The organism is Streptomyces sp. NBC_01197 (assembly GCF_036010505.1).
Taxonomy (GTDB): Bacteria; Actinomycetota; Actinomycetes; order Streptomycetales; family Streptomycetaceae; genus Streptomyces.
Map to the genome: position 1 here is coordinate 2,552,326 of NZ_CP108569.1, position 23,442 is coordinate 2,575,767.

Genomic DNA, 23,442 nt, shown 5'->3' on the forward strand with positions numbered 1-23,442 from the left:
CGCCGCGCCGCCAGGACGGGAGGGTCCGTCCATGAGCGCTCCGGTCCGACAACCGGCCCAGACCTACAACACCAGTGTGCCGTCGGCGGATTCGATGGTGCGGCTGCACCTCAGTGAGAGTCCGTTCGGCGCGAGCCCGGCTGCGGTCGTGGCAGTGACGGGGGAACTCGACCGGATCAACCGCTACCCGTCGCCGGAGCGCGAGGGGCTCGTCCAACGCCTGAGCCAGTACTGGGAGTTGCCGGAGGAGCAGATCGCGGTGGCCAACGGCAGCGACGAGCTGGTGCTGGCGACCGCGCTCACCCTCGGCGACCTGGAGCTCCCCGGTCTCGTCCCCGCGGGTACCTTCCCCGGCTACCTGGCGGCGCTGGAGCGTATCGGCCGGGGCGCCGTCCAGGTACCGCTGGACGGCCCCCGGATCGACCCCGCCGCGTTCGCGGAGCGGCTCCCCGAACACGGCATCGGCTATGTGTGCAACCCGCACAACCCGTGCGGCACCGCGCTGCCGGGGCCCGCGCTCGACACGCTGGTCGGTGCGGCGCGCAGCAGCGGCACCCCGCTCGTTTTCGACGAGGCGTACCACGAGTTCGGCCCCACGGAACAGCCGCAGGCCAGGAGCCGGCTGCGGGACGGCACCCCGGTGCTCGCGCTGCGCACCTTCTCCAAGGCCTACGGTCTCGCGGCCCTGCGGATCGGCTATGCGCTCGGTCCCGCCGAGTTGATCGCCGAGGTGCGCCGGACGCTGACCGTACTGCCGTTCAGCGTGAACCGTGCCGCGCAGGCGGCGGCGGTGGCGGCCCTCGCGGACCAGGAGTTCCTGGGCCGTGTCCGGCAGGAGAGCGAGGAGCGGCGCCGCTGGTTCTGCGCCGAGCTCGACCGCCGCGGGTACCGGTACCTGCCCTCGGTCACCAACTTCGTGGCTGTCGCGGTCGCCGCCTCCGGCAAAGCGCAGGACATCCTTGCCAGGGATCACGGCGTCCTCGTGCGCGACACCGGCATGTTCGGCTTCCCCGGTCATCTGCGGGTCTCACTCGGCACCGAGGAGGAGTTGCGGACGTTCCTCGACGCGCTGGACCAGATCACCGCGGGCGCGCGGTAGCCGCCGCGCCCTCATCCGACGCACCTTTGGAGGTCAACCGTGGTCAAGCCGATTCCGGACGGCTACGCCGAACTGACGGCGTACCTGTCCGTGGCCGACGCGGACGAGGCGATCGCCTTCTACACCCGGGCTTTCGGGGCGAAGGAGCTGCAGCGCTACACCGCGCCCAACGGGACGGTGCCGCACGCGCAGATCCAGATCGGCGGCACCGTCGTGATGCTGTCCGACGAGTCCCCCGCGGCCGGTCTGCCCGGTCCCAAGGTCCTCGGCGGCACGCCGGTCACCCTGTACCTGTTCGTGGCGGACGTGGACGCCGCGTTCGCCCAGGCCGTGCAGGCCGGGGCCGAGGAGAAGCGCCCGATCGAGAACCATTTCTTCGGCGAGCGGACCGGACAGGTCGTCGATCCGTTCGGCCACCGCTGGACGCTCGCCACCCGTACCGAGGACGTGAGCCCGGAGGAGTTCGAGCGCCGTGCGAACGCGTACGTCCAGGGCAAGAGCTGATACCGCGCCCATCCGGTGCCGCACGCTCTGATACCGCCCCCGCCCAATCGGGCTCCGGGCCTGCCGCGCACCTGCGGCAGGCCCGGAGTCGTTTCCGCGCCCGGCAGCCCCGGCGCCGGTACGGAATCAGCCTGCGTGTCCTGTCTTTCCGGCAGGACACGCAGGCTGGTTCTCGTTACGTCAGGTGGTGGCGAGCAGCAGTTCCTCGATGGTCGAAGGCCGGAGGCCGTCGGCCCGGCCGGTGAAGTAGCGCTCGGCGAGATCGCCCGCGGAGACATGCCCGGCGTCCCGGAACCCGGCCTCCTTGGCCAGCGCCAGGATGTCCTCCGGGCCGAAGAAGCTGCGGAACGGCGTCCCGTCGGCGCGCGCGGCGCGCTCCACCCCTTCCCGTGCGGCCCGCTCCTCCGGGTCGACCATGTCGGCCGGCTGCATGAACGTCATGGCCACGGCGGAGCCCCCGGCGAGGGCCGCGGCCTTGCGGAGCGTGGCGGCTACCGCGTCCCTGCTGAGGTACATGGTGACGCCGGAGCAGGCCAGCACCGCCGGCCGGCCGGCGTCGAAGCCGTTCTCGGTCAGGCGCTGCCACCAGTCGTCGTCCGCCTCGAAGTCCACGGGGACCATGCACAGCCCCTCGGGAACCCCGTAACCCAGCTCGATCAGCCGCGCCCGCTTCCAGGCCTGCGTCTCCGGCTGGTCCACCTCGAAGACCCGCACTCCCCCGGCGCCCGGCGGCCGCCGCTGCGCGAAGGTGTCGAGGCCGGCGCCGAGGATGACGTACTGGTCGACGCCCCGGCCCGCCTGCTCGACGACCAGGTCCTCGGTGAACCGGGCCCGGGCCACGATGGACGCCCGGGCCCGGGCGCTGCGTACCGGATCCATGTCCGGCCGGGACCGCCAGTCATCGCCCGGCGCCACCAGCCGTGCGCCGAGTTCGTCCTCGAACACATGCGGCCCGGGATCGGCCTGGACGTGCAGAGCCCGCCACAACGCCGTCCTGATCGCGGTCTTGTCCGCCGTCGCCGTCACAGATGGTTCCTTTCCGTTGGGCCGCAAGGGCCTCATGGTCGCGGGCTCCCGGCTCCGGCCGGGGGCCCGTCCGTCGTCACGCCGGGGTGGGGCCGGTGCCGCCGGACCCGGCGGCAACCTCGGTCGGCAGGTACTCCGACTCCAGCACCAGGTCCTTGACCCACGACTGGTACTCGACGTGGGTGTGGCGCTCACGGGTGCGCCACTCCGTACCCTCCCGTTCCCGCAGATACGCGCGGTAGCGCGGCGCGCCCGGCACCTTCATGTTGTCGGCCAGCACCATCGAGCCCGGGTGCAGCCACCGCCGGCCGAGGATGCGTTGCAGATCCGGCAGGTAGGCCGCGGCGATGTGGTCGACGAAGACGAAGTCCAGCCGGCCCGGGCCGAAGCCGTGCTCGGTGGTGAGGCGCTCGATGGTGCGGCCGTCGTCCCCGAGCGTGCCGTGCAGCACCCTGACCCGGTCGCCCAACCCGGCGTGTTTCCAGATGCGTTGGGCGACCGATGCGTTCGCGGCGCTGAACTCGATCGAACAGAGCCGGGCCTCCGGCGGCATCACCCTGGCCATCCGCAGCGCGCTGTACCCGCAGTACGTACCGAGCTCCAGCAGCAGCCTGGGCCTGACCCGCCGCACCGCTGCGTCCAGCAGCAGCCCCTTCTCGTCCCCGATGTTGATCAGCGAGGCCTGCTTGTAGGCGTACTCGTCGATCAGCCGGATCGCGTCGTCGACGTCCCCGGGGACCGCGTGCGAGAGCACATAGTCGGCGAGTGCCTCCTCCCGGCCGTCACCGACCTGGCCCGTCCGGGTCAGGTTCCCCATCCGCATCAGCATGCGCAGCCGTTTCGCCATCACCGATCTCCGATCCGGGTCCGCTCATAGAGGTGAATGCCGTTCAGCGGCGGTGCGGGACGTCGCCGCCCGCCGTGCCGGCGGCCCGGCGTCACCGCGCGAGGTCCGCAGGAGGCCGCCCCGCTCCGGTGGACGGCGTCCTGCGTCAAGGCAGCATCATCTGAAGGCTTTTGACGCTCCGTGTCGTACGCGCCGAGAGATCCACGCCGGTCGGCGGCTCCGGGAACGCGGTGCGGTCCGGCGGTCGGAATTGTTCCAGGTGCATCCGCTCGGGCGGAACCCCCAGCGCGGCCAGGGCGTCGACCGCACCGGCCACGAACGGCTCCGGGCCGCACACGAACGCGTCGCGGTCGCGGCACGGTCCGGCCGGCACCCGCAGCCCTGCCGCGTCCGGCAGCCCCTGGCGGGACTCCAGCCAGTGCCGGACGGTGAACCGGTCCTGGTGGGCGGCCGCCAGGCCGGCCAGCTGCTCCCCGAAGATCACCGACCGCTCGTCGCGGTTGGCGTAGATCAGGGTGAGCCGGCCCGAACCGGCGGCCAGTGCCGACTTGATGATCGACATCACCGGGGTGATGCCGCTTCCGGCGGCCAGGAACAGGAAGTCGCCGTCGAGCGATGCGGGGGTGAACCGGCCCTCCGGCGGCTGGACGTTCACCACGCTGCCGACGCGCACGCTGCCCAGCAGCCAGTCGGAGCCGCGGCCAGCCGGCGTCCGCTTCACCGTCACCATCAAGGGGTCCGCGGTGTGCGGCGAGCTCGACAGCGAATAGCAGCGGGGAACGGATCCGTGCTCGGCATCGGGAATGTGCACGGTGAGGAACTGCCCCGGCCGGTACTGGAATTCCTCTGCGAGGTCGTCGGGGACTTCGAACACGAACGAGCGGGTGTCCTCCGTCTCGACGATCACGTCGGCCACCCGTAACGCGTGGAAACGCTGGTTCATCGCCGTGCTCCTTCGTGAAGTGCGACGAGAAAGTGCTGGCAACGCTACCGTGCGGGCCGCCGGCCGAGTACGGGTGTCCGACCGGGGATTGCGCCCAGTCGGACACCCGGATTTCCCGCTCGGCGTCCGCGTTGCGTGCCGTCGAGTCAGAGCCGGGTACCGGGCTGGGCCCCGGCCCTCACGGGCGGGCGGCGTGCGCCCGGAAGCCGGGATTCCGGTGGCCCGGCCGGACCGGCCTGCCGGACCAGTCGGGGCATGTCGTACCGGCCGGCCCCCGGCCCGGAGTAGCGCGCCCCGGACGACAGCGGCCGGCTGAGGTGCTCCAGCACCCACTCGGAAGCGCAGGAGTCGAAGACCAGCCCGCCCGCACGCACCATCTCCACCCCGAGCACCAGGTCCTGCCAGCGCGCGCCGTTGAGCAGATAGCCGCGGGCCCCGGCGCGCATCGCGGAGAGCAGGGCCTCCCGTTCGTCGAGCGGACTGATGATGAGTACGGCCGTGTCCGGGCAGCAGCTGGTGATCGGGGTGATCACCTCGGCGATGCTCTGGCCGGGCTGGACGATGTCCATCACTGCGACCTGGGGGCGCAGGGTGTGCGCCATGGCCACCGCGTCTGAACCTGTTCCGGACTCTCCGACGACATGGAACGACTCCACCTCGTCGAGCAGCATGCGCAACCCTGATCGGTAGATCGGGTGGTCACCTGCGAGCAGCACCGTGGTGCGCGTGACGCCGGGTGGATTACGCGTGACGCCAGGTGAATTCAACATCGCTGTACTGATCACCATTCTCCCGCGAACTTGTCGGTCGACAGTTGCCTTGCTCCCCGCCGCCGGGGAATGCGCGAGGCCCGGCACTGGGGACCGGGAGGCGGCCCCCGGCGGCGCAACGGGGTCCGCTACACGCGGCTCTTGCGGCCGGTGCCGCGGAGGGCCGAGAAGATCGCCGCGAGGATCATGATCCCCATCATGGTGTAGAAGGCGGCCCGCAGGCCTTCGGCGAAGGCGACCGCCAGCTTGCCGTCCAGCTTGCTGGTGCCGACGAAGATCGCGAACGCCATGTTCCGCGGGATGGAGTGCGAGGCCACGAGCATGGCCGTGGTGAACGAGAAGACCATGCCGATGCTGGAGAAGGTGCGCAGCACACCGGAGGCGATGCCCAGCCGGTCGGGCGGGGCCGCCCTCATCACGGCGGTGCTGTTGGCCGGGAAGAAGAAGCTGCCCCCGATCATGATCACGAGGTTGCCGATGGCGGCCAGCCACAGGCTGCTCGTCGCGGTCATCTGGGCGAAGATCCCCATCGCCACGACCGAGATACCGAGCCCGATGGTCGCCGGGATGACGGACCCGAGCTTGTCGGTGAGCCGCCCGGAGTAGGGCCCGACCACCGCGCCGACCACATAGCCCGGTACCAGCAGCAGCGAGGCGTCGATCGGGTCCATCCCGCGCGTCCCCTGGAGGTACATGATGACCAGGAAGAGCACCGCGAAGCTGCCGACGCCCTGGAGCAGTGAGGCCAGCAGGGACGGCGCCATCGTCGGAATGCGGAACAGCGACAGATCGAGCGTCGGCTCCTTCTGCTTCAGCTCGACGAAGACGAAGGCCACCAGGAGCACGATGCCGCCGGCCAGGTACCCGATCAGGGTCCCGTCGAGCGGGCGGGAGGCCAGACCGGTCATCGCCCAGAGCACCCCGAAGAGGCCCAGGCCCAGCGTGATCATGCCGGCGAAGTCGAACTTCCGGCGCTGCCGCTCGCCGTGGTCGCGCAGCACCTTCTGCGCCAGCACCAGAGCGACGACGCCGATCGGTACGTTGATCCAGAAGATCCACTGCCACGACACATAGGTCACCACGACGCCGCCGAGCAGGACACCGAGGACCGAGCCGAACGAGAAGCCGAAGGCGTTGAAGCCGTAGGCGCGGCCGCGTTCCTGCGGCGGATAGAGCTCCGAGATGATCGCGCCGCTGTTGGCCGCGATCAGTGCGGCGCCGACGCCCTGGAGGAGCCGGAAGCCGATGAGGCTCGGCGCGTTCCAGGCCATCGCGCAGAGCACCGAGCCGATGGTGAACACCAGGAAGCCGGCCTTGTACATGCGCACCCGGCCGAACATGTCACCGAACCGGCCCAGCTGTGTGGAGAGCACGGTGACCACGAGCAGGTAGCCGACGACCACCCATGTGACGGCCGCCAACGTGATGTTCAGGTCCTCTTCGATCGCCGGCAGGGCGAGCACCACGATCGTGCCGTCGACCGCGGAGATGAGCACGCCGATCATCACGACGAACATGCCGAGACCACGCCGCGGCGGTGGGGACGGCACCGAGGCGTCCGCCGTCCTGGTCGAGATCTTTTCGCTGACCATCGATAACCCCGCATCTCGTTTCGTGACTGCGTACGTGACTACGTGACTACTGCGTGACTACCACCCTAGATTGCTAGCATCCTCGCACAAGGGGGGCCACGCAACACAGGTCGAGAGTCGGCCATTTCTAGCGGGCTGTTTGCCGCCGTTCCAGCCGTTCCAGCAATTCGCCACCCTGTTCGAAAGCTTTCCGCCACGAATGAGCGCGGTTAAGGGGCGCAGCACCGGTGGGCCAGGTACGCAACGCATTTACCGAAGCCATCACCGTTTCTCCCCTATTCACGGGCCGGAAAAAGGGAACGCCCCCGACCTCAAAAGGAATCGGGGGCGTTCGGCGAGACGGGAGCACGCCACACGTCGGGGGATACCACCAGGAGCGGGCGGCCGCCGGCCACCCCCGCCTCGCGACAGACCGCTCAGCTCTTGAGCGGCGCCTCGATGCTCCATTCGCGCCCGTCCGGGTCGCGCACCACCATCCGCTGAGTGCCGTAATGGGTCTCCTCGAACGGGGAGACCACCTCGACGATCGGGTCGGGCTTGAAGGTCTCCGCGTCCTCGACGCGGAGGATGAGCTGCGTCTGCGGCTTACGGTCCTCGGGGATCTCACCGACGACGAAGTACGGCCCGTCGTCGTTCTTGAGCATCCCGGAACCGTGCTCGGTCGCGAACTCGACCTTGAAGCCCAACGACTCCAGGAACTTGGCGGTCTTCCCCCAGCTGTGGGTCTCAACGTAGACGCCTTCGACACCCCGGGTCGTCATATCAGAACTCCTCTCACGAAACGGTTCCGTCTTGATTCTGCCCCTGGCGCGCGAGATGAGAACGCAGCGCCTCGGCAACCAGCGCCGACAATGACAGTTCGCGGTCGATGGCGTGATGCTTCACCTGCCGGATGAGTTCTACCGGCAGATAGACGTTGAACTGCCGAACCTCTTCAGCAGTCATGCTAGCAATCTAGCAGCCTGGGTGCAGGTTGCCAACCATCTGGTACGGGGTGGTGGCCAGCGCCCGGGCGAGCGCCCCGACCAACCGGGGTGCCCCGCTCGCATCCACGTACCTCCGCGCAGAGCCCTGTTGAAATCGCCGCAACGGCAGGGAAGACTCCTCGGCTGGCTGCCGTCGGCCGCGGAGCAGCGCTTCTCCTGCCGCCGGAGCCCGCCTGTTCCAATGCCCCGTCGGCGCAGTCCCGTTGGCCCCCGCGGGGTACCGCACCCCGGGTCGCCGCGAGCTCTGCCGTGCCGGCCCCGATCCCTTCCCGCGTCACTCGACCCGGGCCGCCCCGCGTGCTGGTGCGGCGCCGCCGCCGTCCTCCGGTGCGCGCGGTACGCGTACCGGAGCACCCCCGACAACCTTCGTTGACAGGCGCATTCGAGAGCACTCGCTGAACCGACTTCCGGCCCACAGGCCAAAAGGAGGCTTCCATGGGAGGCGGCAGGACTGGTCAGGCCGAGCATGTGGCAAGCGGCGTCGCGGAGCTTCCGGAGCAGCGCGGTTCGACGGACTTCGACGCGCTGGTGGGCCGTTGCCGCGCACGCGACGCCGCCGCGTGGGAGCGCCTCGTCCGCCTCTGCAGCCCCGTGGTGTGGACCGTGGCGCGCTCGCACGGCCTCAGCCACGCGGACTCCGAGGACGTCTGCCAGTTCACCTGGCAGCGCCTGGTCGAGCACATCGGCACCCTCAAGCAGCCCGGCCGGGTGGCCTCCTGGCTCGTGACCGTGGCCAAGCGGGAGGCCATTCAGCACTCCCGGCAGAGCCGCCGCACCCTGAGTGTGCCGGACCCGGCCGAGCTGACCGTGGCCGCCGCGCTGACCTCCGCGTCCCCGGAGGAGCAGGCCCTCGCCCGGGTCGACAGCGCCCGGCTGCGGGCCGCCGTCCGGAGCCTGCCGGAAGAACACAAGGTGCTCCTGGGGCTGCTCTTCGCGGAGCCCCCGCTCAGTTACGACGCCATCGCCGCGGCGTCCGGAATGGCCCGCGGCTCCATCGGGCCGACACGCAGCCGCATTCTGGCCGGCATCCGCACCACGTTGAAAGCGCAGGGGGATCCCGATTAGGGCCCAGCGGACTGTCTGCGGGTCAGCAGGACCGGACCGCCGGACGGCCCGCCGGAAGGCCCGGGAAAAAGAAAATCCGCGCCTCATGTATCCACCGGCACCCCCGCCCCTCTGTTCAGGCAAGAACGCGGCGCCGCCACGAGCGGGCTGCTGCGGCGAGCGACGCGGGAAGGGAGTCAGACACATGGCCGACGCCACCATCTGGAGTTTGCTCGAACCGAGCGCGCTGCTGAACCCTCACCCCATCTACCGTGAATGGTACGGACGTTCACCGGTGCTGTGGGACCCGGACATCGACGCCTGGCTCATCACCGGCTACGACGAGGCGTTCACCGCGTTGCGCGACGCCGACCGGTTCTGCCAGGACTGGCGCCGGGTGGGAGTGGACACCCCGCCCTCCCTGCTCAGCCTCCAGACGCTCGACCCGCCCGAGCACACCCGTATCAGGCACCTGATGCTGGAGGGCTTCAGGACCGCAGGCCTCGACAGGGTCGAACAGCGCATCCGGGCCAGGCTCGACGAACTCCTCGCCGGGGTCGAGGGGGCCGCCGGCTTCGACTTCGTCACGAAGATCGCCGAACCGCTCACCCTGTACGCCGTCACCGGGCTGCTCGGCGTCCCGGACGTCGACCCCGCCTGGTTCGTCCCCCGCTCGCACACCATCGTCGACAGCATGGACTCCAGCCTGCGGCCCGAGTGCTACGAGCCCGGGGTGGCCGCCCGCGCCGAACTCTCCGCGCTGGTCGGCACCTGGATCGACGCACCGCTGCCTGAGGGGTTGACCGCCCACGTGGTGCGTCGCGCCAAGGAGGTCGGCGTCGAACGGAACGTACTGCACAACTCGCTGCGTGTCGTACTCCAGGCCGGCTTCCAGACCGCGAGCCGCTTCCTCACCACCGGACTGCACGCGCTGCTGCGCCTGCCGCCGGAGCAGCGCGGACCGGTCGACAACGACCTCGCCGTCAACGAACTCGTCCGGTACGCCGGCCCCGTGCACGTCGAGAGCCGCGCCTGCGTCGAGGACACCGTGCTCGGCGGCCAGGAGATCCGCAAGGGCCAGATCGTGTCCATGTTCCTCGGTGCCGCCAACCGTGACCCGAGGACGTTCGACGACGCCGACGCGGTGCACTGGGACCGCGCCCCCAACCGTCATCTCTCCTTCGGCCGCGGACCGCACGCCTGCCTGGGCGCCCAGGTGGCCACCGTGATCGCCCGGACCGTGTTCGGCACCATCGGACACCGCTACCCGGGCGCACGCCTCCTCGCCGAGCCGCACCCCCGGCCCAACGTCACCGAGCACGGGATGTTCGAGCTCCACGTGGCGCTCTGAGCCCCGGCCGCACCACCCGAGTCTCGCCACGGGCCCTCTTCCTCCGAGCAGGTCCCGCGGCGATGTCCCCGCCGCCCGCACCGAGAGGAGACCATCATGCGTCACGCCCACTGACCCCACTGGTGACGGGACGGCTCCGGTGCCGGTCCCGTACCGAAGCCACTGACGGAAGCGACTGAGCACCGCTCGGCGCATTGAAGACCAGCGCCATGCACCACCCCCGGGCACAACCCGGGGAACACCTCGTGGGGTCCGGCTGTCGGGGCCCCACGAGGTACCCCCACGGACCCACCACAAGAGGCAGACACGTGGCCCGGACGCTACCGCCCACCCGAAGCGCCACCGGAATGAGCGCGGTGCTGCGCGTCCCCGGCATGCCCGTCGTCCTCACCGCCCACGCGGTGTCCATGGCCGGCACCCTGGCCGCCGAAGTCGCCCTGTCCGTCCTGATCTTCCAGCGCACCGGCTCGGCGTTCCTCTCCGCGCTGGTGCTGGTCTGCTCCTTCCTGCCCTACGCGGTCGGCGGCACCCTGCTGTCCTCGCTGGCCGACCGGTTCCCGCCCCGCCGGCTGCTGGTCTGCTGCGATCTGCTGAGCGCCGCCTGCATCGCGGCCATGCTCGTCCCGGGGCTGCCGGTTCTCGCGCTGCTCGGGCTGCTCCTCGTCACCGGGTTCGTCGCCCCGCTCTTCCAGGGGGCCCGCGCGGCCGGCCTGACCCATCTGCTCGACGCCGACCTCTTCCCGGTCGGCCGTTCGCTGCTGCGTACCATCAGCCAGACCGCCGTGGTCTCCGGTTTCGCCCTCGGCAGCGTCCTGGTCGCCGCTGTCGGCCCGCTGTGGCTGCTGGCGAGCGACGCGGCCAGCTTCCTGCTGTCCGCCGCGCTCATCGGCTGGGGCACCCGGGCCACCCCGGCCGCCGACCCCGACGGCGAACGCACCCTGCGTACCGTCGTCCGCGCCTCCGCCGCCGGGCTGCGCTACCTGAGCGGCAACCCGCCACTGCGCCGCCTCATCCTGCTGACCTGGGCCGTCCCCGGTTTCTCCGCGGTGGGTGACGGGCTCGCCGTCGCCTACACCGCTCAGGCACACGCACCGGTCACCAGAGCCGGCGTCCTCTTCACCGGTTACGCGGCCGGCACGGTACTCGGCGAGCTGCTCGTCGCCCGGCTACGCCCCGGGACCCGCGGCCGACTCGCCCTGCCCCTGGCGGTGCTCTCCCAACTCGCCCTGGTCCCCTACGCGTTAGGGCCGCCCCTCCCCCTGGCCGGCGTACTTCTACTACTCTCCGGCGCCGGGTTCGCCTGCAACCAGGGCATCGACCCACTGGTCCTCAGGGAGAGCGAACCGGCCCTGCGCGGACGGCTGTTCACTGTCCAGACGAGCGGGCTGATGACAGTGCAGGGCGTGGTCATCGCGGTGTCCGGGGCGCTGGGCTCCCACGCCCGGCCGGGGCTCGTCATCGCCGCCTTCGGCGTGCTCGGCACGGGCACCGTCCTCTGGCTGGCGCTGCGCAGCCCGGTGGCCGAACAAGGGCCGGCCGTATCGCGTTGAAATAGGCGACGGAAATAATCGGGACGGAGCCAACAACCCTGCGTGGGACGGGAATTCACCAACGTGGAAGAGTTACCCGGCCGGGAATCCCACGTTATGCTCGGCCCATGCGATTCGGCTTAATGGCAAGCAATCCACTTGAATGGCTGCTGGTCAAGTTCAATTTGATCGCGCGGCCCGTCCTCGACACCCAGGTAGCGGGCACGTACGTCCACGTCATCATGGCGGCCGTCAAGGTCGGCCTGTTCGACGCGCTGGCCGACGGCCCCGCCACCGCCGAAAAGATCGCGGCCGGCTGCGGTACCCACCCCGACAGCACCGCGAAACTGCTGCCCGCACTGACGGCGTCCGGATATCTGCGCGCCAGGGGCGATCAGTACGAGTTGAGCCCGCTGTCCCGCAAATGGCTGGTCACCACGAGCCCGCACGCGGTGAACGACAAGCTGCTGCTGCAGTTCTACGAGCTGGCGCTGATGTCGCGGGCCGACGAGTACCTGCGCAGCGGGAAGCCGCTGGACTTCCACACCGGCATGAGCGATGACGTGTGGGACTCCTACCAGCGCGGCATGAAGTGCCTGACCACCGGCCAGACCGACCTGGTGGCCAAGGCCGTTCCGGTCCCCGAAGGGGCCACCGACATGCTCGATATCGGCGGTTCGCACGGGGCCTACTCGGTCGCGCTGTGCCGCCGCCACCCGTCGCTCAGCGCCGTCGTCCTCGACCTGCCGGACGCGGTGCGGCACGCCGCGCCGCTGCTGGCCGAGGAGGGGATGGGCGACCGGGTACGTCACCAGGCCGGCAACGCGCTGACCGACGATTTCGGCGTGGAGTGCTACGACGCGGTGGTGATCATCGGCGTCGCGCACCACTTCAGTGACGAACAGAACCGCGAACTCGCCGCCAAGGTGGCCCGGGCGCTGCGGCCCAACGGCGTTTACACCATCGCCGAGTTCCCCGCCGCCAACGGCGGGGGCAAGACCCAGCAGCTCCCCGCGCTGCGGGACTTCTACTTCGCGCTGGCCAGCGAGTCCGGCACCTGGTCGCCGTCGCAGATGGCCTCCTGGCAGCGCGCCGCCGGCCTCCGGCCCGCCAAGCCGGTACGGCTGGCGGCCGGCGGCGGCCTCAACGTCCAGTCGGGCCGCAAACCCCGGTGATACGACATGTCTCCGGCCCGGTCTCCACACGTACGGGGGCCGGGCCGGAGACATGCCGCAGGGTCGCAGGGGGATATTTCCCGGTCGTCCATGGGAATTCATCCGGCCCTGCCGGAATGCGGGCACACCGAAATATCACCGTCGAACGACGGAATGCGGTCAGTTGCGTTTATGCGTCGAGCAGCTGATGACCCGGCGGCAGAAGCCGAACCGCGCTTCAGCGGGGGCCCTGATGCGACTGCGCCCAGTCGTAGAGGCGGTGGGCGCTGTCACCGAAGCGCGTGGCGTAGAGCGTGGGGGCGGGTCCGCCCGCGAGTTCCTCACTGGTGGTGGTGATACCCACGACGGTGCCGGTGCCGGTGCGGGGGTCGAAGTGGGCCAGGTGCGGTCCACCACTCGATCCGGCCGACATGTCACAGGTCTCACCCCACAGCAGGGGGGCCTTGGGACCAGGTTGGCTCGTGCCCGCGCAGTGGATCATGCGGGACCCGACGTACTTGTCCTTGGGGTCGTTGAGTCCGTTGCTCGGGTATCCGAAGGCATGGATGAACTCGCCCTCGACGGGCTGACCGAACCCGATGTGCTGGCTTCCGGTGATGTCCGCGACCGGTTGTCCCCCGGCAGCCGGGTTCGCCACGAGGAGACCCGCGTCGTAACCGGCGGCAGCGACGTCCGACGATGCCGTGGTGTCCGGGTCGGCGTTCCAGCGGGAAGAGGTGGCCATGGTCCTGATGCTGAAGCCGCCGAGCGGTTTCGTTCCATTGCGATAGCCGGGCACGAAGTAGAAGTTGTGGTTCCAGGTGTCGTCGCCGGACGGCGAGCCGACGCCTCTCAGGCAGTGTGCCGCCGTGACGACGGTACTGCGGTTGGCGCTCGTGACGACCGTCGCGGTGCAACTGCCGTCGTAGCCGTCGGAGAAGGTGAAGAACAGGCGGCCGACGTTCTTCTCCACCGCCCCGCCGTGAGTCCACACGGACCCGGAATCCGGCGTGTTCGCGGGAAGGGGCCGCGGGTCCTCCGGCGTGTCGTCGTCCTCGGGTATGGGGGTGATCTCGGGGATCACAGCGCTCGCCAGCTTCATCCGCTCGGGGCTCCAGTAGGCGCTTGTCCGGTTGCGCTCCTGTGTGGTCATGGCGCCGGCGTGGGTGGTGGTGGTATCCGGTCCTGACGCGCCGCCGCTGCTGGACGACGCGTTATGCGATGCGGCGTTGGCGGCCGCGGCCGGCGTGACCAGTGCGACGACGGCCGCCGACACCGTGACGGTGGCCCCGATCGCGCGGCGGAGGGTCCTGCGGGTGCTGCCCTGCTGACCGCATGGGCGATGAGATCCTGTACGCATGCGCCGGACATTAGCCACGCGATGTCAGGAAGCGGTCAGAGAAGTGTGCAGGCGTGACAGGAGCTGCTGCACGGGCTGCCGTCCAAGTGGGGAATCTTCCCAGCAATCCGACCGTGACTTCCTGTAAACCGGGGCGGAACGGCCGGGCCTGGAGCGGCCCGGCCGTTCGCTCAGAGTTCGGAGGCCAGCGTCCCGCCGCGGCCCCAGTGGTCCGTCTCGACATCGTTGATGATCACGGTGACGGCGGCCTCGGGGCACTTCGCGATCCGCGCGACCGTTTCCGTCACCTCTTCGACGAGCTGACGGCGCTCGGCCGCTCCGACGCCCTTCCACCAGTTCACTTGTACCAGGGGCATTGCTGGTTCCTCTCTGTCCGGTCCCGCTGTCCTCGCGACGGTCCGCGCCATTGCCGAACGCCGCATCTGCCGGCGGCGCGGACGGTCCGCCCCGCCAAGGGCCTGTCCGGCCCAAGATGCACGTGCCGGACCCCGCAGGCCCGGCCTGATCCACATGAACGGCCCTACGCCTCCACCGCCTCACGCTGGCGCTGCTCCACCGCGGCCGCGAAGTTCTGCCAGATGCGGCCGCACTCCCGGGCCAACTGCGCTATGTCGGACGCCCGGTGCGCGGGCAGATCCCCGCTGATCCGGGCCCAGTCGTCCGGGTCCAGCGCGTACAGGTCAAGCAGGCGCAGCAGGACGCGCCCCGATTCGGAGAACCGCAGTGAGGGATCGCTGCGCAGGCTGCGCACCAGCACGGACCGGTCCGCCGGCCCCGACGACGCCTGGATCCGGACGCAGGCGCTGGTCCGCTTGGGCGCGTCGTGCCGTTCGTGGTCCGGACCCGGCACGCTCCGGGGTTCGGGCGCCGTCAGTGCCTCGGCGCGGCGCGAGTCGTCCCGTACGTTCCGTACGGTGTCCGGGCTGACCCCTGCCTCCCGTGCGATTTCGCGCAGCGAAGCCCCCTGCCGGTCCGCGAGCAGGCTGCTCACCCTGGCCCGGGCCGCGGCACCGTTGACCGGCCGCAGCCTGCCGTCCCTGCCGCGGCGATGGGTCACCGGCTCGGAGTCCTTGCTGAAACGCCGTCGGATCGACCCCACCGTCTTGTGCGACAGCCCCACGACCGCGGCGATCGCACGGTCGGACCACTCCGGGTAGGCGCCGAGTATCCGCTCGGTGGCCGCCGAACGTTCGGCCCGCGACAGCGGCAGCCCGTGCGTCGCGTTCTTCTCGACGGCGAGTACGAACGCCTCGTCGTTGTCGCAGTCGCAGAAGTCGACGTCGATGGACTCCTGGCCTCGCAGCTTGGCCGCCAGGAGGCGGTGGGCGCCGTCGACGACGCGCATCGTGCAGCGGTTGACAAGGATGGGCGGCAGCGCGGCATCGGAGTTCGCCAGCAGACGGGCGTGCTCGTCGTTGAGCCCGGACAGGCGAGGGGAATCAGGCTGCAAGATGTCGGTGAGCGGCAGCCGGGTCAGGGCCGCCGACGTCACGGACTCCCCACCATCACTCTTCTCGACCACGCCAACAACGGGCTGAGCGTTCACATTGAGGCCTTCCTGCTCGAAGCGACTGGCGCTGCTGATGCAGCTTGTCCTGCGGACCTTCCTGGCTCGATGGGCGGTGCTGCGCCTGTTGAATCTCCTTACCTCCGCTGCCGGTTCGCCCAGTGCTCTCTCCTTACGGAGGCCGAATGCGCCGGGCGTACGCCGGTGCCAGTGACGACGAGCGGCCTGATCGTCGCCGACCTTCCAGCACGCTGCCAGGTGAGCTGTCCTATCGCCATGAGTCAGATATCCCGACCCCTCCCGGCCCCTATGGGATTCATGGCGGGTGCGGAGTTCCCACGCCGCCCGGGCCAGATGACTCACGACACTGCGGCACCACCCGGCTTCGATGGCCACCGTGCCTACCGGACAGGAGGTAGCGGAATGTGCCGTATCTACGGCTCTTTCAACTCGGTCGTACCGTCGGACGATCTGGCCAGAGTCAGCGAACTGCAACGTCATGGCGGCCCCGACTCGCAGGGCTGCTCGACCGGCCCCACCTGGTCGTTGGGCAGCAACCGGCTCGCCGTCATGGACCCCACCGGCGGCCGCCAGCCCTACCGGTCCGCGTCCGGCGCCGTCCACGTCGTCCTGAACGGCGAGATCTACAACCACGCCGAACTGCGCAGCAGGCTGGGCGCGTTCGGCCACCGCTTCACCGACCACTGCGACGGATCGGTACTCCCGGCGCTCTACGAGCGGTACGGGGACGCGTTCGTCGACCACCTCGACGGCATGTACGCCATCGCCGTCCTGGACCTGCGCGCCGAACCGCGGCTGGTGCTGGTCACCGACCACCTGGGCATGAAGCCCCTCTTCTACCACTGGGACGAGCGCCGGGGCGCGCTGTACTTCTCCTCCGAGATCCCTGCGCTCCTCGCGTTCCCGCAGGTGTCCACCAGCATCTGGACGCCCGGCCTCGACTCCTACCTCGCGACCAAGACGCCGTTCGGCGAGCAGACGATGTTCCGGGACGTCGCGGTGCTGCCACCGGCCGTCACGGCTGTCTTCGACCGGACGGGAGGGCTGCGCGTGCACCGCCGGCCGCAGCCAGGGCCGGAGGCCGGCCACCCGTCCGGCGACCTGCGCGCGCTTCTGCACCGGGAGGTCGACGGGCTGCTTGAGGCGGATGTGCCGGTCGCCTCGATCACCTCGGGGGGCCTGGACTCCAGCCTGGTGACCACCCTCGCCACCGGCAAGGCGCCTGGGCTGCACACGTTCAACATGGCGTACACCGGCTCATGGCCCGACGACGAGCGGCACTTCGCGCGCCAGGTCTCCGACCACGCCGGCACCCGGTACCACCAAGTGGAGCTGGTACCGGAGGAGTTACCCGAGCTGCTGCCGCGGGTCGTGTGGCACCTGGGCCAGCCCAACGCCGATCCGATCACCGTGAGCAGCTACGCACTGTTCGCCGCGGTGCGGGAGGCCGGTTTCACCGTGGCGCTGACCGGCGACGGCGCGGACGAGGTGTTCGGCGGGTACCGGCGCATGCGGGCGGCGGCGGAGGCCGCCGGGGTGGGCAAGCCCTGGTACGAGGCGTATCTCGACGAGTTGGCCGTCCTGCCGGCCGCCCGGCGCAAGCGGCTCTACACCGCGGACTACGCCGCCGCGGCCGGCTCCGCCCCTGCGCTGCCCGAGTCGGCGGCCGAGGCACTGCGGTCCGGGCCCGGCACCGTACTCGACCGGATCACCGCGTTCGAGATCGGCTACCGGCTCCCGGCGTACCATCTCCGGCGGGTCGACCACCTCAGCATGGCCAGCGCCGTCGAGGTCCGGCTGCCGTTCTGCCAGCAGAGCGTCGTCCGGCACGCGGTGCGGCTGCCCGACCGGGACCGTATCCACGGCGGGAAGGTCAAGCGCGCCCTGTACGACGCCGCGCGGGGGCTCCTCCCCGATGCCGTACTGACCCGCGAGAAGCAGCCGTTCACCCTGCCGATCGCCGCCATGCTGACACCCGGCTGGCCACTCTGGGACTACGCCAGGGATCTGCTGGCCACCGACCGGTTACGGCGGTCCGGCGAACTCGACCCCCGCGCCGTGGACCGGCTCTTCGCGGAGCAGGCCGCCCGGCCGGGCAACACCTCCGCCCTCGCTCTGTGGGCCCTGCTGGTCTACGAGCTCTGGCGCGAGCAGTTCAGCGTCGCACCGTCCGTCTCACCGCCCCGGGAACCCAAGGTCGTGGCGTCATGATCGGGCACGTCGTCTACGCGCACGGGAGTCCGTGCCCCACCCTCGTCCTCGACGCGCGCCGACTGCCGCGCACCGACGATTCGTTACTCGACCGGCTCGCCGTGGCCCGGAAGTGGCTCGACACCATCGGCGCCGGGCACATCCTGAAGTTCGCGCTGGTCGAGCCCGCCGAGCACCCGCTGTTCGACCTGGACTACCGGTTCGTACAGGCCCTTCCCCTGGGGCCGGCCGCGTTCGACCTGCGCGGCTCGTGCGGGCACTCCATCCTCGCGTCCATCGTCGCCGGTGCCGAGTCCGGTTCGCTGCCCCGGCTGAGCCCGGGGCTGCGGGTGCGCGTCATGGTCCGCAACAACGGCGACCACATCGTGTGCGAGATCACCGAGGCCGGCCGGGACTCGGCGCTGTTCGACATCCACTTCGTCCAGCCGGCGCCGAAACCGCTCAGCGAACTGCTGCTGACCGGCGCGGCCACCACGACGGTCGAGCTGGACGGCAAGCCGGTGCCGGTCTCCCTGGTGTCCATGGGCAACCCGTACGCCTTCGTGGCGGCCTCCACCCTGGGGCTGTCCCGCACGGAGGACCTGTTCGCCGACGACCAGTGGCTGTTCGACCGGCTGGTACGGATCCGGCGGGCGGCCGCGGCCCTGCTCGGCTGGCCCGCCGACGGCGCCTTCCCCAAGGTGGCCGCGGTGATGGCGGCCGAGAGCGGCAAGCTCGCCGTCCGCGCGATCTCGGTGCCCACCTGGCACCCGACGATCGCGCTGACCGGGGCCGCCTGCCTCGCCGCGGCCGTCCGGATCAAGGGCACCGTCCCCTGGGCCGCTGCGCAGCAGGCGGCCATGCCCGACGGCACGGTCGACATCGTCACCTCAGGTGGGAGCTCGCGCGTCACCGCCACGGTGCGCGACGGCGCCGACGAGCCGGAACTCACCTGGATCACGGTCCGCGGCAAGCGCACCACCACCCTCGGTTCGTTTCCGATCGAGCCCCTCGCCGGCCTCCAGCCGAAGGAGATCGCCGCATGTCTCTCGCTCTACAGGTGATCGACCCCGAAGCCGCACTGCCGGCCGCTCTCGTCGAGCGCCTCGACGCGGCGGCGGCGCGCAGCGCCTCCAACGGCCGGCCCGACGAGACGCTCCTGGCCGAGCTGGAGCAGACCGGTCTGCTCGGCATCGCGGTGCCCTCCGCGTACGGCGGGTCCGGCGGGGACGCCACACTGATCAACCACGTCGTCGCCCAGGTGGCGCGGGTCAATCCCTCGGCCGCGATCATGTTGTTCCAGCACTACGCGGTCAGCGCGCGCATCGCCGAATGGGGCGACGCGGTACAGCAGGCCCGGTTGCTGCCCGCACTGGCCAAGGGCGATCTGCTCGCCGCGTCCGGATGGAGTGAACCCGGCGCGGGCGCGGCCAAGAAGCGCCTCAACACCACCGCTGTCCGGCTGAAAGACGGCCGCTGGCGGCTCAACGGCGCCAAGTCCTTCACCACCAGCGCCGGGGTGGCCGGGCTCTACCTCATCCTCGCGCGGACCTCCGACAGCGTGGACGAGCCGAGCGGCGGCTACGGCTCGGCCGGCCAGACGTTCTTCCTGGTACCGGCCGGCAATGAAGGGGTGCGCCCCGACCAGAGCCTCGACCTGGTCGGGATGCGCGGCTCGGCAACCGGGTTCGTGTCACTGCACGACTGCGTCGTCGGCGACGAGGACCAGCTCGGCCCGGTCGGTGAGGCGACCCGCCTCATCGCCGGGGTCCGCAGGACGGGGGCGACGCTGGGCGCGGTCTCCCTCGGTATCGCGTCGGCGCTGCTGGACCTCGCGGTCGAACAGGTCAACCGCCGCCCGCAACCACCCGACGGCGTCACCCGCTTCCGGCTCGTCGACCTGGCCACCCGGATCGAGGCGACGCGCGCCGTCATCGACCGGTCCGGGCGGCGGGACGCGGCCGATCCGGGCCTGGCCACCCTCCACAGCAAGCTGTTCGCATCGGAGACGGCCGAGCAGGTGGGCGTCGAGGTGGCGCGCCTGCTGGGCTCCGCCGGGTACGTGGTCACCAACCGCATCAACCGGCTGATGGCCGATGCCCGCGCGGTCGCCCACATGGGCCCCACCAACGACCTGTGCCGGGAGCTGGTGAGCGCCACATGGCTCGGGTGAACGCGCAGCTCGCGGTGGTCAACGGGCGGGTGGTGACCCCCACCGGCGTCCGCCGGGGCGTGGTGCTCGTCGCGGACGGACGGATCATCGGGATCGCCGACTCCGCGCCCGGCCACGTCCGCGTCCTGGACGCGGCGGGCCGGTACGTCCTCCCCGGCCTGATCGACTCGCATGTCCACTTCCGTACCCCTGGTCTTGAGCACAAGGAGGACTGGGAGCACGGCAGCCGCGCCGCGGTCGCCGGTGGCGTGACCACCGTGATGGATATGCCGAACACGCGCCCCCCGGCCCTCCACCCGGACGCGGTGGTCGCCAAGGCGCGGCAGATCACCGGGCGTTCACTGGTCGACTTCGCCTTCCACATCGGCGCGGACCCGCTGCACCCCGAGGTCCTGGCGGGCCTCGATCCGGCGATCGCCCGCAGCGCCAAGGTGTTCATGGCCGGGCACCACACCGCGCCCACGGTCTTCAGCGACCCCGCCGCCCTCGACAAGGTGTTCGCCGCCGCGGCCGGCTCCGGGGTGCGGCTCGTCCTGCACGCCGAGGACCAGCGGCTGCACGACCTGCTGGACGCCTGGCGGGGCGGTCCCCCCAGCTCCTACCGGGACTACGAGCGGTGGCGGCCCCGCTCCAGTCCCATCTCGGCGGTCGTCCGGGTGCTGGAACTGGTGCGGCGCCACGGCACCATGGCGCACATCCTGCACCTGTCGAGCGCTGAGGAGGCCGACCTGGTGGCGGCGGCGGCCGCCGACGGACTGCCGGTCACCTTCGAACTCACCGCCCACCACCTCTCGTTCACCGACGCCGACACCGTGCGGGGCGGCGCGCGGACCCGGCTGGCCCCGGCGATCCGCGGCCCGCGGGACCAGGACCGGCTGTGGGCGGCCCTGCGGGCCGGCGAGGTGGCCACGCTGGGCAGCGACCACGCGCCGCACACCAGGGCCGAGAAGGAACTCCCGGTCGCCGACGCGCCGCCGGGGCTGCCCGGCGTGCAGGAGCTGGCCACCGCGGTGTGGACCGGGATGCGGCGGCGCTGGCCGGACGAGGACCAGGACACCGCTGTCCGCCGGCTGGTGCGCCACCTGGCGGAGAGACCGGCCGAGCTGTTCGGGCTGACCGGCAAGGGGCGGCTGGACGCCGGGGCCGACGGTGACCTGGTGGTCTTCGATCCGGAACGCCGCTGGTTGCTGTCCGCGCCGGACATCGCAGCCAAGTGCGGCTGGTCCGCGTACGAGGGCTGGACGTTCACCGGCCAGGTGCAGGTCACGGTCAAGTCCGGGCAGATCGCCTACGACCGGGAGCAGGGCACGTTCGGCGCCCCGGTGGGACGTTGGCTTTCGCCGCTCGACCGACAGAAGGGACGAACCGGCAATGGCTGAACAGTCCGTGGTCATCGCGGGCGGCGGCATCGGCGGCCTCGCCCTCGGCATCGCACTCCGCCGCACGGGAAAGCCCGTGACGGTCATCGAGCGGACCGCGACCTTGCGGGACGCGGGCGCCGGCCTCGTGCTGTATCCGAACGCGCTGCACGCACTGGCGGAGATCGACACCTCGCTCGCCCCGGCGGTGCGGGCCGCCGGGCACGTACCGGAGCCGGACGAGGTCCGCCCGATCGTCGACACCCGCGGCGTGGTCGTCACCACCGACCGGGTGGGCGAGCTGGCCGGGAAGTTCGGCGCGCCGCAAGTGTCGCTGCTGCGCACGGCGTTGCAGTCCCTGCTGCTGCGGTACGCCGCCGACGCCGGAGTACGGATACGGCACGGGATCAGCGTGACCGGCTGCACCGACCTGGGTGACAGGGTCGAGGTCGCTCTGTCCGAAGGGAAACCGACGACGGCGGCTGCCCTCATCGGCGCCGACGGGCTGCACTCCGTGGTGCGGCGGTATCTGCTCGGCGCGGAGCCTCCCCGCTACTGCGGATACACGACCCTGCGAGGGCGCTCCCCCGCGCCGGAGGAGTTCCCGCACGGGTTCATCGTGACCGGCGACGGCATCGGCGTCTTCGCCGCCCCGATCGGTTCCGGACGGCTGTACTGGACGGCGAAGGTGGCCGCACCGGCCGGTGTCTGGCCCGCCAAGTCCCCGAAGGAGGCCTGGGCCGATCTTCTGACCCTGATCAGCGGCTGGCACCCGGCGATCGTGGACGTGGTCCGGAGCACCGATCCCGACGCGCCGGTCGTGGTCACCGACATCAACGACCGGGAACCCGTGGCCGACTGGAGCCGGGGCCGGGTCAGCCTCCTCGGCGACGCCGCGCACCCGATGTCACCGGGGGCCGGACAGGGCGCGGGCATGGCACTGGAGGACGCGGCCGTACTGGGCGGGCTGCTGTCCCGCACCGCGAACATCCCCGGGGCACTGAGGAGTTACGCCCGCCATCGCGCACCGCGGACGGCCGTCGTCGTCAACCAGTCACGCCACCGCGATCACGTCGTACGCGACGAGCGGGGCGAGTTCAGCACACATGACCAAGAGCTGACCGATCTGTTCGGCTGGCGCGCGGATTTCGGCCTCGCCGCCGAGTGACGCCGCGACCGCACCGTGGGCACTGACAAGTACCGGACGAATGAAGGGTGGACCGTTATGGCATCGGACACGACTCACTGGAACGACGTCAAGATCGACTACGACAAGGTGCTCAGCACCGACGCGTCCAATGTGGCCTTGCTGTCCGCGGCGGTGGACCAACTGCCGGAGGACACCGCCGACATCCTCGACATCGGCTCGGGCACCGGGCGGCTCACTTCGCTGTGCCGTACGGCGCTGCCCAAGGCCAGGATCACCGGGGTCGACCCCGCCCCCGCCATGGTCGAGGAGGCGGTGGTCAAGTTCGCCGACGACCAGCTGGTCTCCTTCCAGGACGGAGCGGCCGAGGACCTGTCGGCCTTCCCCGACGAGAGCTTCGATGTGGCCATCAGCAGCTTCGCGCTGCACCACCTCGAACTCGACACCTACCCGAAGGCCGCGGCGGAGCTGCTGCGCGTGCTGCGCCCGGGGGGCGTGTTCATCAACGCCGACCAGTTCTGCCGGGTGATGGGGCCGGCCGGCAGCAAGGCGCGGGCCACCGATGTCCTGGAGCTGCTGACCGACAAGGCCAAGTACTACATGCGGGAGGCGAGCTTCGAACGCATGCTGCTCCAGCTCGATCTGCTGCCCCGGTTCCTGCGGGAGGACGGAGAAATCCTCACCACACCGGAATTCTGGCGGGACTGTCTTCTCGACGCGGGTTTCGGCCAGGCCGAGATCGTCGCCACCGAACCGGAGGAGCTCTACAACCGGGTGATCGTGGCGCGGAAGGCACCCCGCGCGGTGTCCTGACGGGCCGGCCGTGGTGGTGGGTGTCACC

General features: G+C 70.7%; 22 protein-coding genes. 12 read left to right on the top strand and 10 right to left on the bottom strand.

Features of this window, described 5'->3' with window-relative positions:
• Positions 1–31: 31 nt before the first annotated feature.
• Together OG452_RS11435 and OG452_RS11440 are read left to right on the top strand one after the other, a co-directional pair.
• Positions 32–1,099 (top strand): pyridoxal phosphate-dependent aminotransferase, encoded by a 1,068-nt coding sequence (locus OG452_RS11435; protein ID WP_327295513.1) that lies wholly within the window; start codon positions 32–34, stop codon positions 1,097–1,099.
• 39 nt (positions 1,100–1,138) lie between these two features.
• Entirely contained in the window at positions 1,139–1,603 is a 465-nt protein-coding gene (locus OG452_RS11440) for a VOC family protein (protein WP_327295514.1), read from the top strand.
• Between the two features lie 180 nt (positions 1,604–1,783).
• Here the strand turns inward: OG452_RS11440 and OG452_RS11445 are convergent, their stop codons facing one another.
• The 7 genes from OG452_RS11445 to OG452_RS11475 form a co-directional block, all read right to left on the bottom strand.
• Complete coding sequence (locus tag OG452_RS11445) at positions 1,784–2,665, bottom strand: class I SAM-dependent methyltransferase (protein ID WP_405562673.1); 882 nt, start codon at positions 2,663–2,665, stop codon at positions 1,784–1,786.
• A 40-nt stretch (positions 2,666–2,705) separates the two neighbouring features.
• A complete protein-coding gene (locus tag OG452_RS11450) occupies positions 2,706–3,476 on the bottom strand; it encodes an O-methyltransferase (RefSeq protein WP_327295516.1) in 771 nt (256 codons plus the stop codon).
• A gap of 145 nt (positions 3,477–3,621) precedes the next feature.
• Entirely contained in the window at positions 3,622–4,419 is a 798-nt protein-coding gene (locus OG452_RS11455; protein WP_327295517.1) for an FAD-binding oxidoreductase, read from the bottom strand.
• A 146-nt stretch (positions 4,420–4,565) separates the two neighbouring features.
• A complete protein-coding gene (locus OG452_RS11460; RefSeq protein WP_327295518.1) occupies positions 4,566–5,189 on the bottom strand; it encodes a response regulator in 624 nt (207 codons plus the stop codon).
• 128 nt (positions 5,190–5,317) lie between these two features.
• A complete protein-coding gene (locus tag OG452_RS11465) occupies positions 5,318–6,781 on the bottom strand; it encodes an MFS transporter (RefSeq protein ID WP_327295519.1) in 1,464 nt (487 codons plus the stop codon).
• 416 nt (positions 6,782–7,197) lie between these two features.
• Positions 7,198–7,542, bottom strand: coding sequence for a VOC family protein (locus OG452_RS11470; protein WP_327295520.1), 345 nt, complete (start codon positions 7,540–7,542; stop codon positions 7,198–7,200).
• 13 nt (positions 7,543–7,555) lie between these two features.
• Complete coding sequence (locus tag OG452_RS11475; protein ID WP_327295521.1) at positions 7,556–7,726, bottom strand: CopG family transcriptional regulator; 171 nt, start codon at positions 7,724–7,726, stop codon at positions 7,556–7,558.
• 476 nt (positions 7,727–8,202) lie between these two features.
• Between OG452_RS11475 and OG452_RS11480 the strand changes: the two genes are divergently transcribed.
• The 4 genes from OG452_RS11480 to OG452_RS11495 all read left to right on the top strand — a co-directional run bounded on the left by OG452_RS11480 (position 8,203) and on the right by OG452_RS11495 (position 12,866).
• A complete protein-coding gene (locus tag OG452_RS11480) occupies positions 8,203–8,832 on the top strand; it encodes an RNA polymerase sigma factor (protein WP_327295522.1) in 630 nt (209 codons plus the stop codon).
• A gap of 184 nt (positions 8,833–9,016) precedes the next feature.
• Complete coding sequence (locus OG452_RS11485; protein WP_327295523.1) at positions 9,017–10,162, top strand: cytochrome P450; 1,146 nt, start codon at positions 9,017–9,019, stop codon at positions 10,160–10,162.
• Between the two features lie 308 nt (positions 10,163–10,470).
• Positions 10,471–11,712, top strand: a complete 1,242-nt coding sequence (locus tag OG452_RS11490; protein ID WP_327295524.1) for an MFS transporter — start codon at positions 10,471–10,473, stop codon at positions 11,710–11,712.
• 107 nt (positions 11,713–11,819) lie between these two features.
• Complete coding sequence (locus tag OG452_RS11495) at positions 11,820–12,866, top strand: class I SAM-dependent methyltransferase (RefSeq protein WP_327295525.1); 1,047 nt, start codon at positions 11,820–11,822, stop codon at positions 12,864–12,866.
• Between the two features lie 217 nt (positions 12,867–13,083).
• Here the strand turns inward: OG452_RS11495 and OG452_RS11500 are convergent, their stop codons facing one another.
• The 3 genes from OG452_RS11500 to OG452_RS11510 all read right to left on the bottom strand — a co-directional run bounded on the left by OG452_RS11500 (position 13,084) and on the right by OG452_RS11510 (position 15,751).
• The gene (locus OG452_RS11500) at positions 13,084–14,205 is read right to left on the bottom strand and encodes a trypsin-like serine peptidase (RefSeq protein WP_327295526.1); all 1,122 of its coding nucleotides are present in this window, start codon (positions 14,203–14,205) and stop codon (positions 13,084–13,086) included.
• A 170-nt stretch (positions 14,206–14,375) separates the two neighbouring features.
• Positions 14,376–14,561 (bottom strand): tautomerase family protein, encoded by a 186-nt coding sequence (locus OG452_RS11505; protein WP_327295527.1) that lies wholly within the window; start codon positions 14,559–14,561, stop codon positions 14,376–14,378.
• Positions 14,562–14,725: 164 nt separating this feature from the next.
• On the bottom strand, positions 14,726–15,751 hold the full coding sequence (locus OG452_RS11510) for a ParB N-terminal domain-containing protein (RefSeq protein WP_327295528.1): 1,026 nt from the start codon (positions 15,749–15,751) through the stop codon (positions 14,726–14,728).
• Between the two features lie 384 nt (positions 15,752–16,135).
• On the opposite strand from OG452_RS11510, the gene asnB reads away from it, so the two are divergent.
• Genes asnB through OG452_RS11540 form a run of 6 tightly spaced genes read left to right on the top strand, consistent with a single transcriptional unit; the run spans position 16,136 to position 23,414 of the window.
• Complete coding sequence (gene asnB / locus OG452_RS11515) at positions 16,136–17,944, top strand: asparagine synthase (glutamine-hydrolyzing) (protein WP_327295529.1); 1,809 nt, start codon at positions 16,136–16,138, stop codon at positions 17,942–17,944.
• Complete coding sequence (locus OG452_RS11520; RefSeq protein WP_327295530.1) at positions 17,941–18,987, top strand: PrpF domain-containing protein; 1,047 nt, start codon at positions 17,941–17,943, stop codon at positions 18,985–18,987. The genes asnB and OG452_RS11520 overlap by 4 nt, the downstream gene beginning before the upstream one ends.
• Positions 18,966–20,096 (top strand): acyl-CoA dehydrogenase family protein, encoded by a 1,131-nt coding sequence (locus OG452_RS11525; RefSeq protein ID WP_327295531.1) that lies wholly within the window; start codon positions 18,966–18,968, stop codon positions 20,094–20,096. The genes OG452_RS11520 and OG452_RS11525 overlap by 22 nt, the downstream gene beginning before the upstream one ends.
• Positions 20,084–21,475, top strand: coding sequence for a dihydroorotase (locus OG452_RS11530; RefSeq protein WP_327295532.1), 1,392 nt, complete (start codon positions 20,084–20,086; stop codon positions 21,473–21,475). The genes OG452_RS11525 and OG452_RS11530 overlap by 13 nt, the downstream gene beginning before the upstream one ends.
• A complete protein-coding gene (locus OG452_RS11535; protein WP_327295533.1) occupies positions 21,468–22,622 on the top strand; it encodes an FAD-dependent monooxygenase in 1,155 nt (384 codons plus the stop codon). The genes OG452_RS11530 and OG452_RS11535 overlap by 8 nt, the downstream gene beginning before the upstream one ends.
• Before the next feature lie 57 nt (positions 22,623–22,679).
• Entirely contained in the window at positions 22,680–23,414 is a 735-nt protein-coding gene (locus tag OG452_RS11540; RefSeq protein ID WP_327295534.1) for a class I SAM-dependent methyltransferase, read from the top strand.
• Positions 23,415–23,442 lie beyond the last annotated feature (28 nt).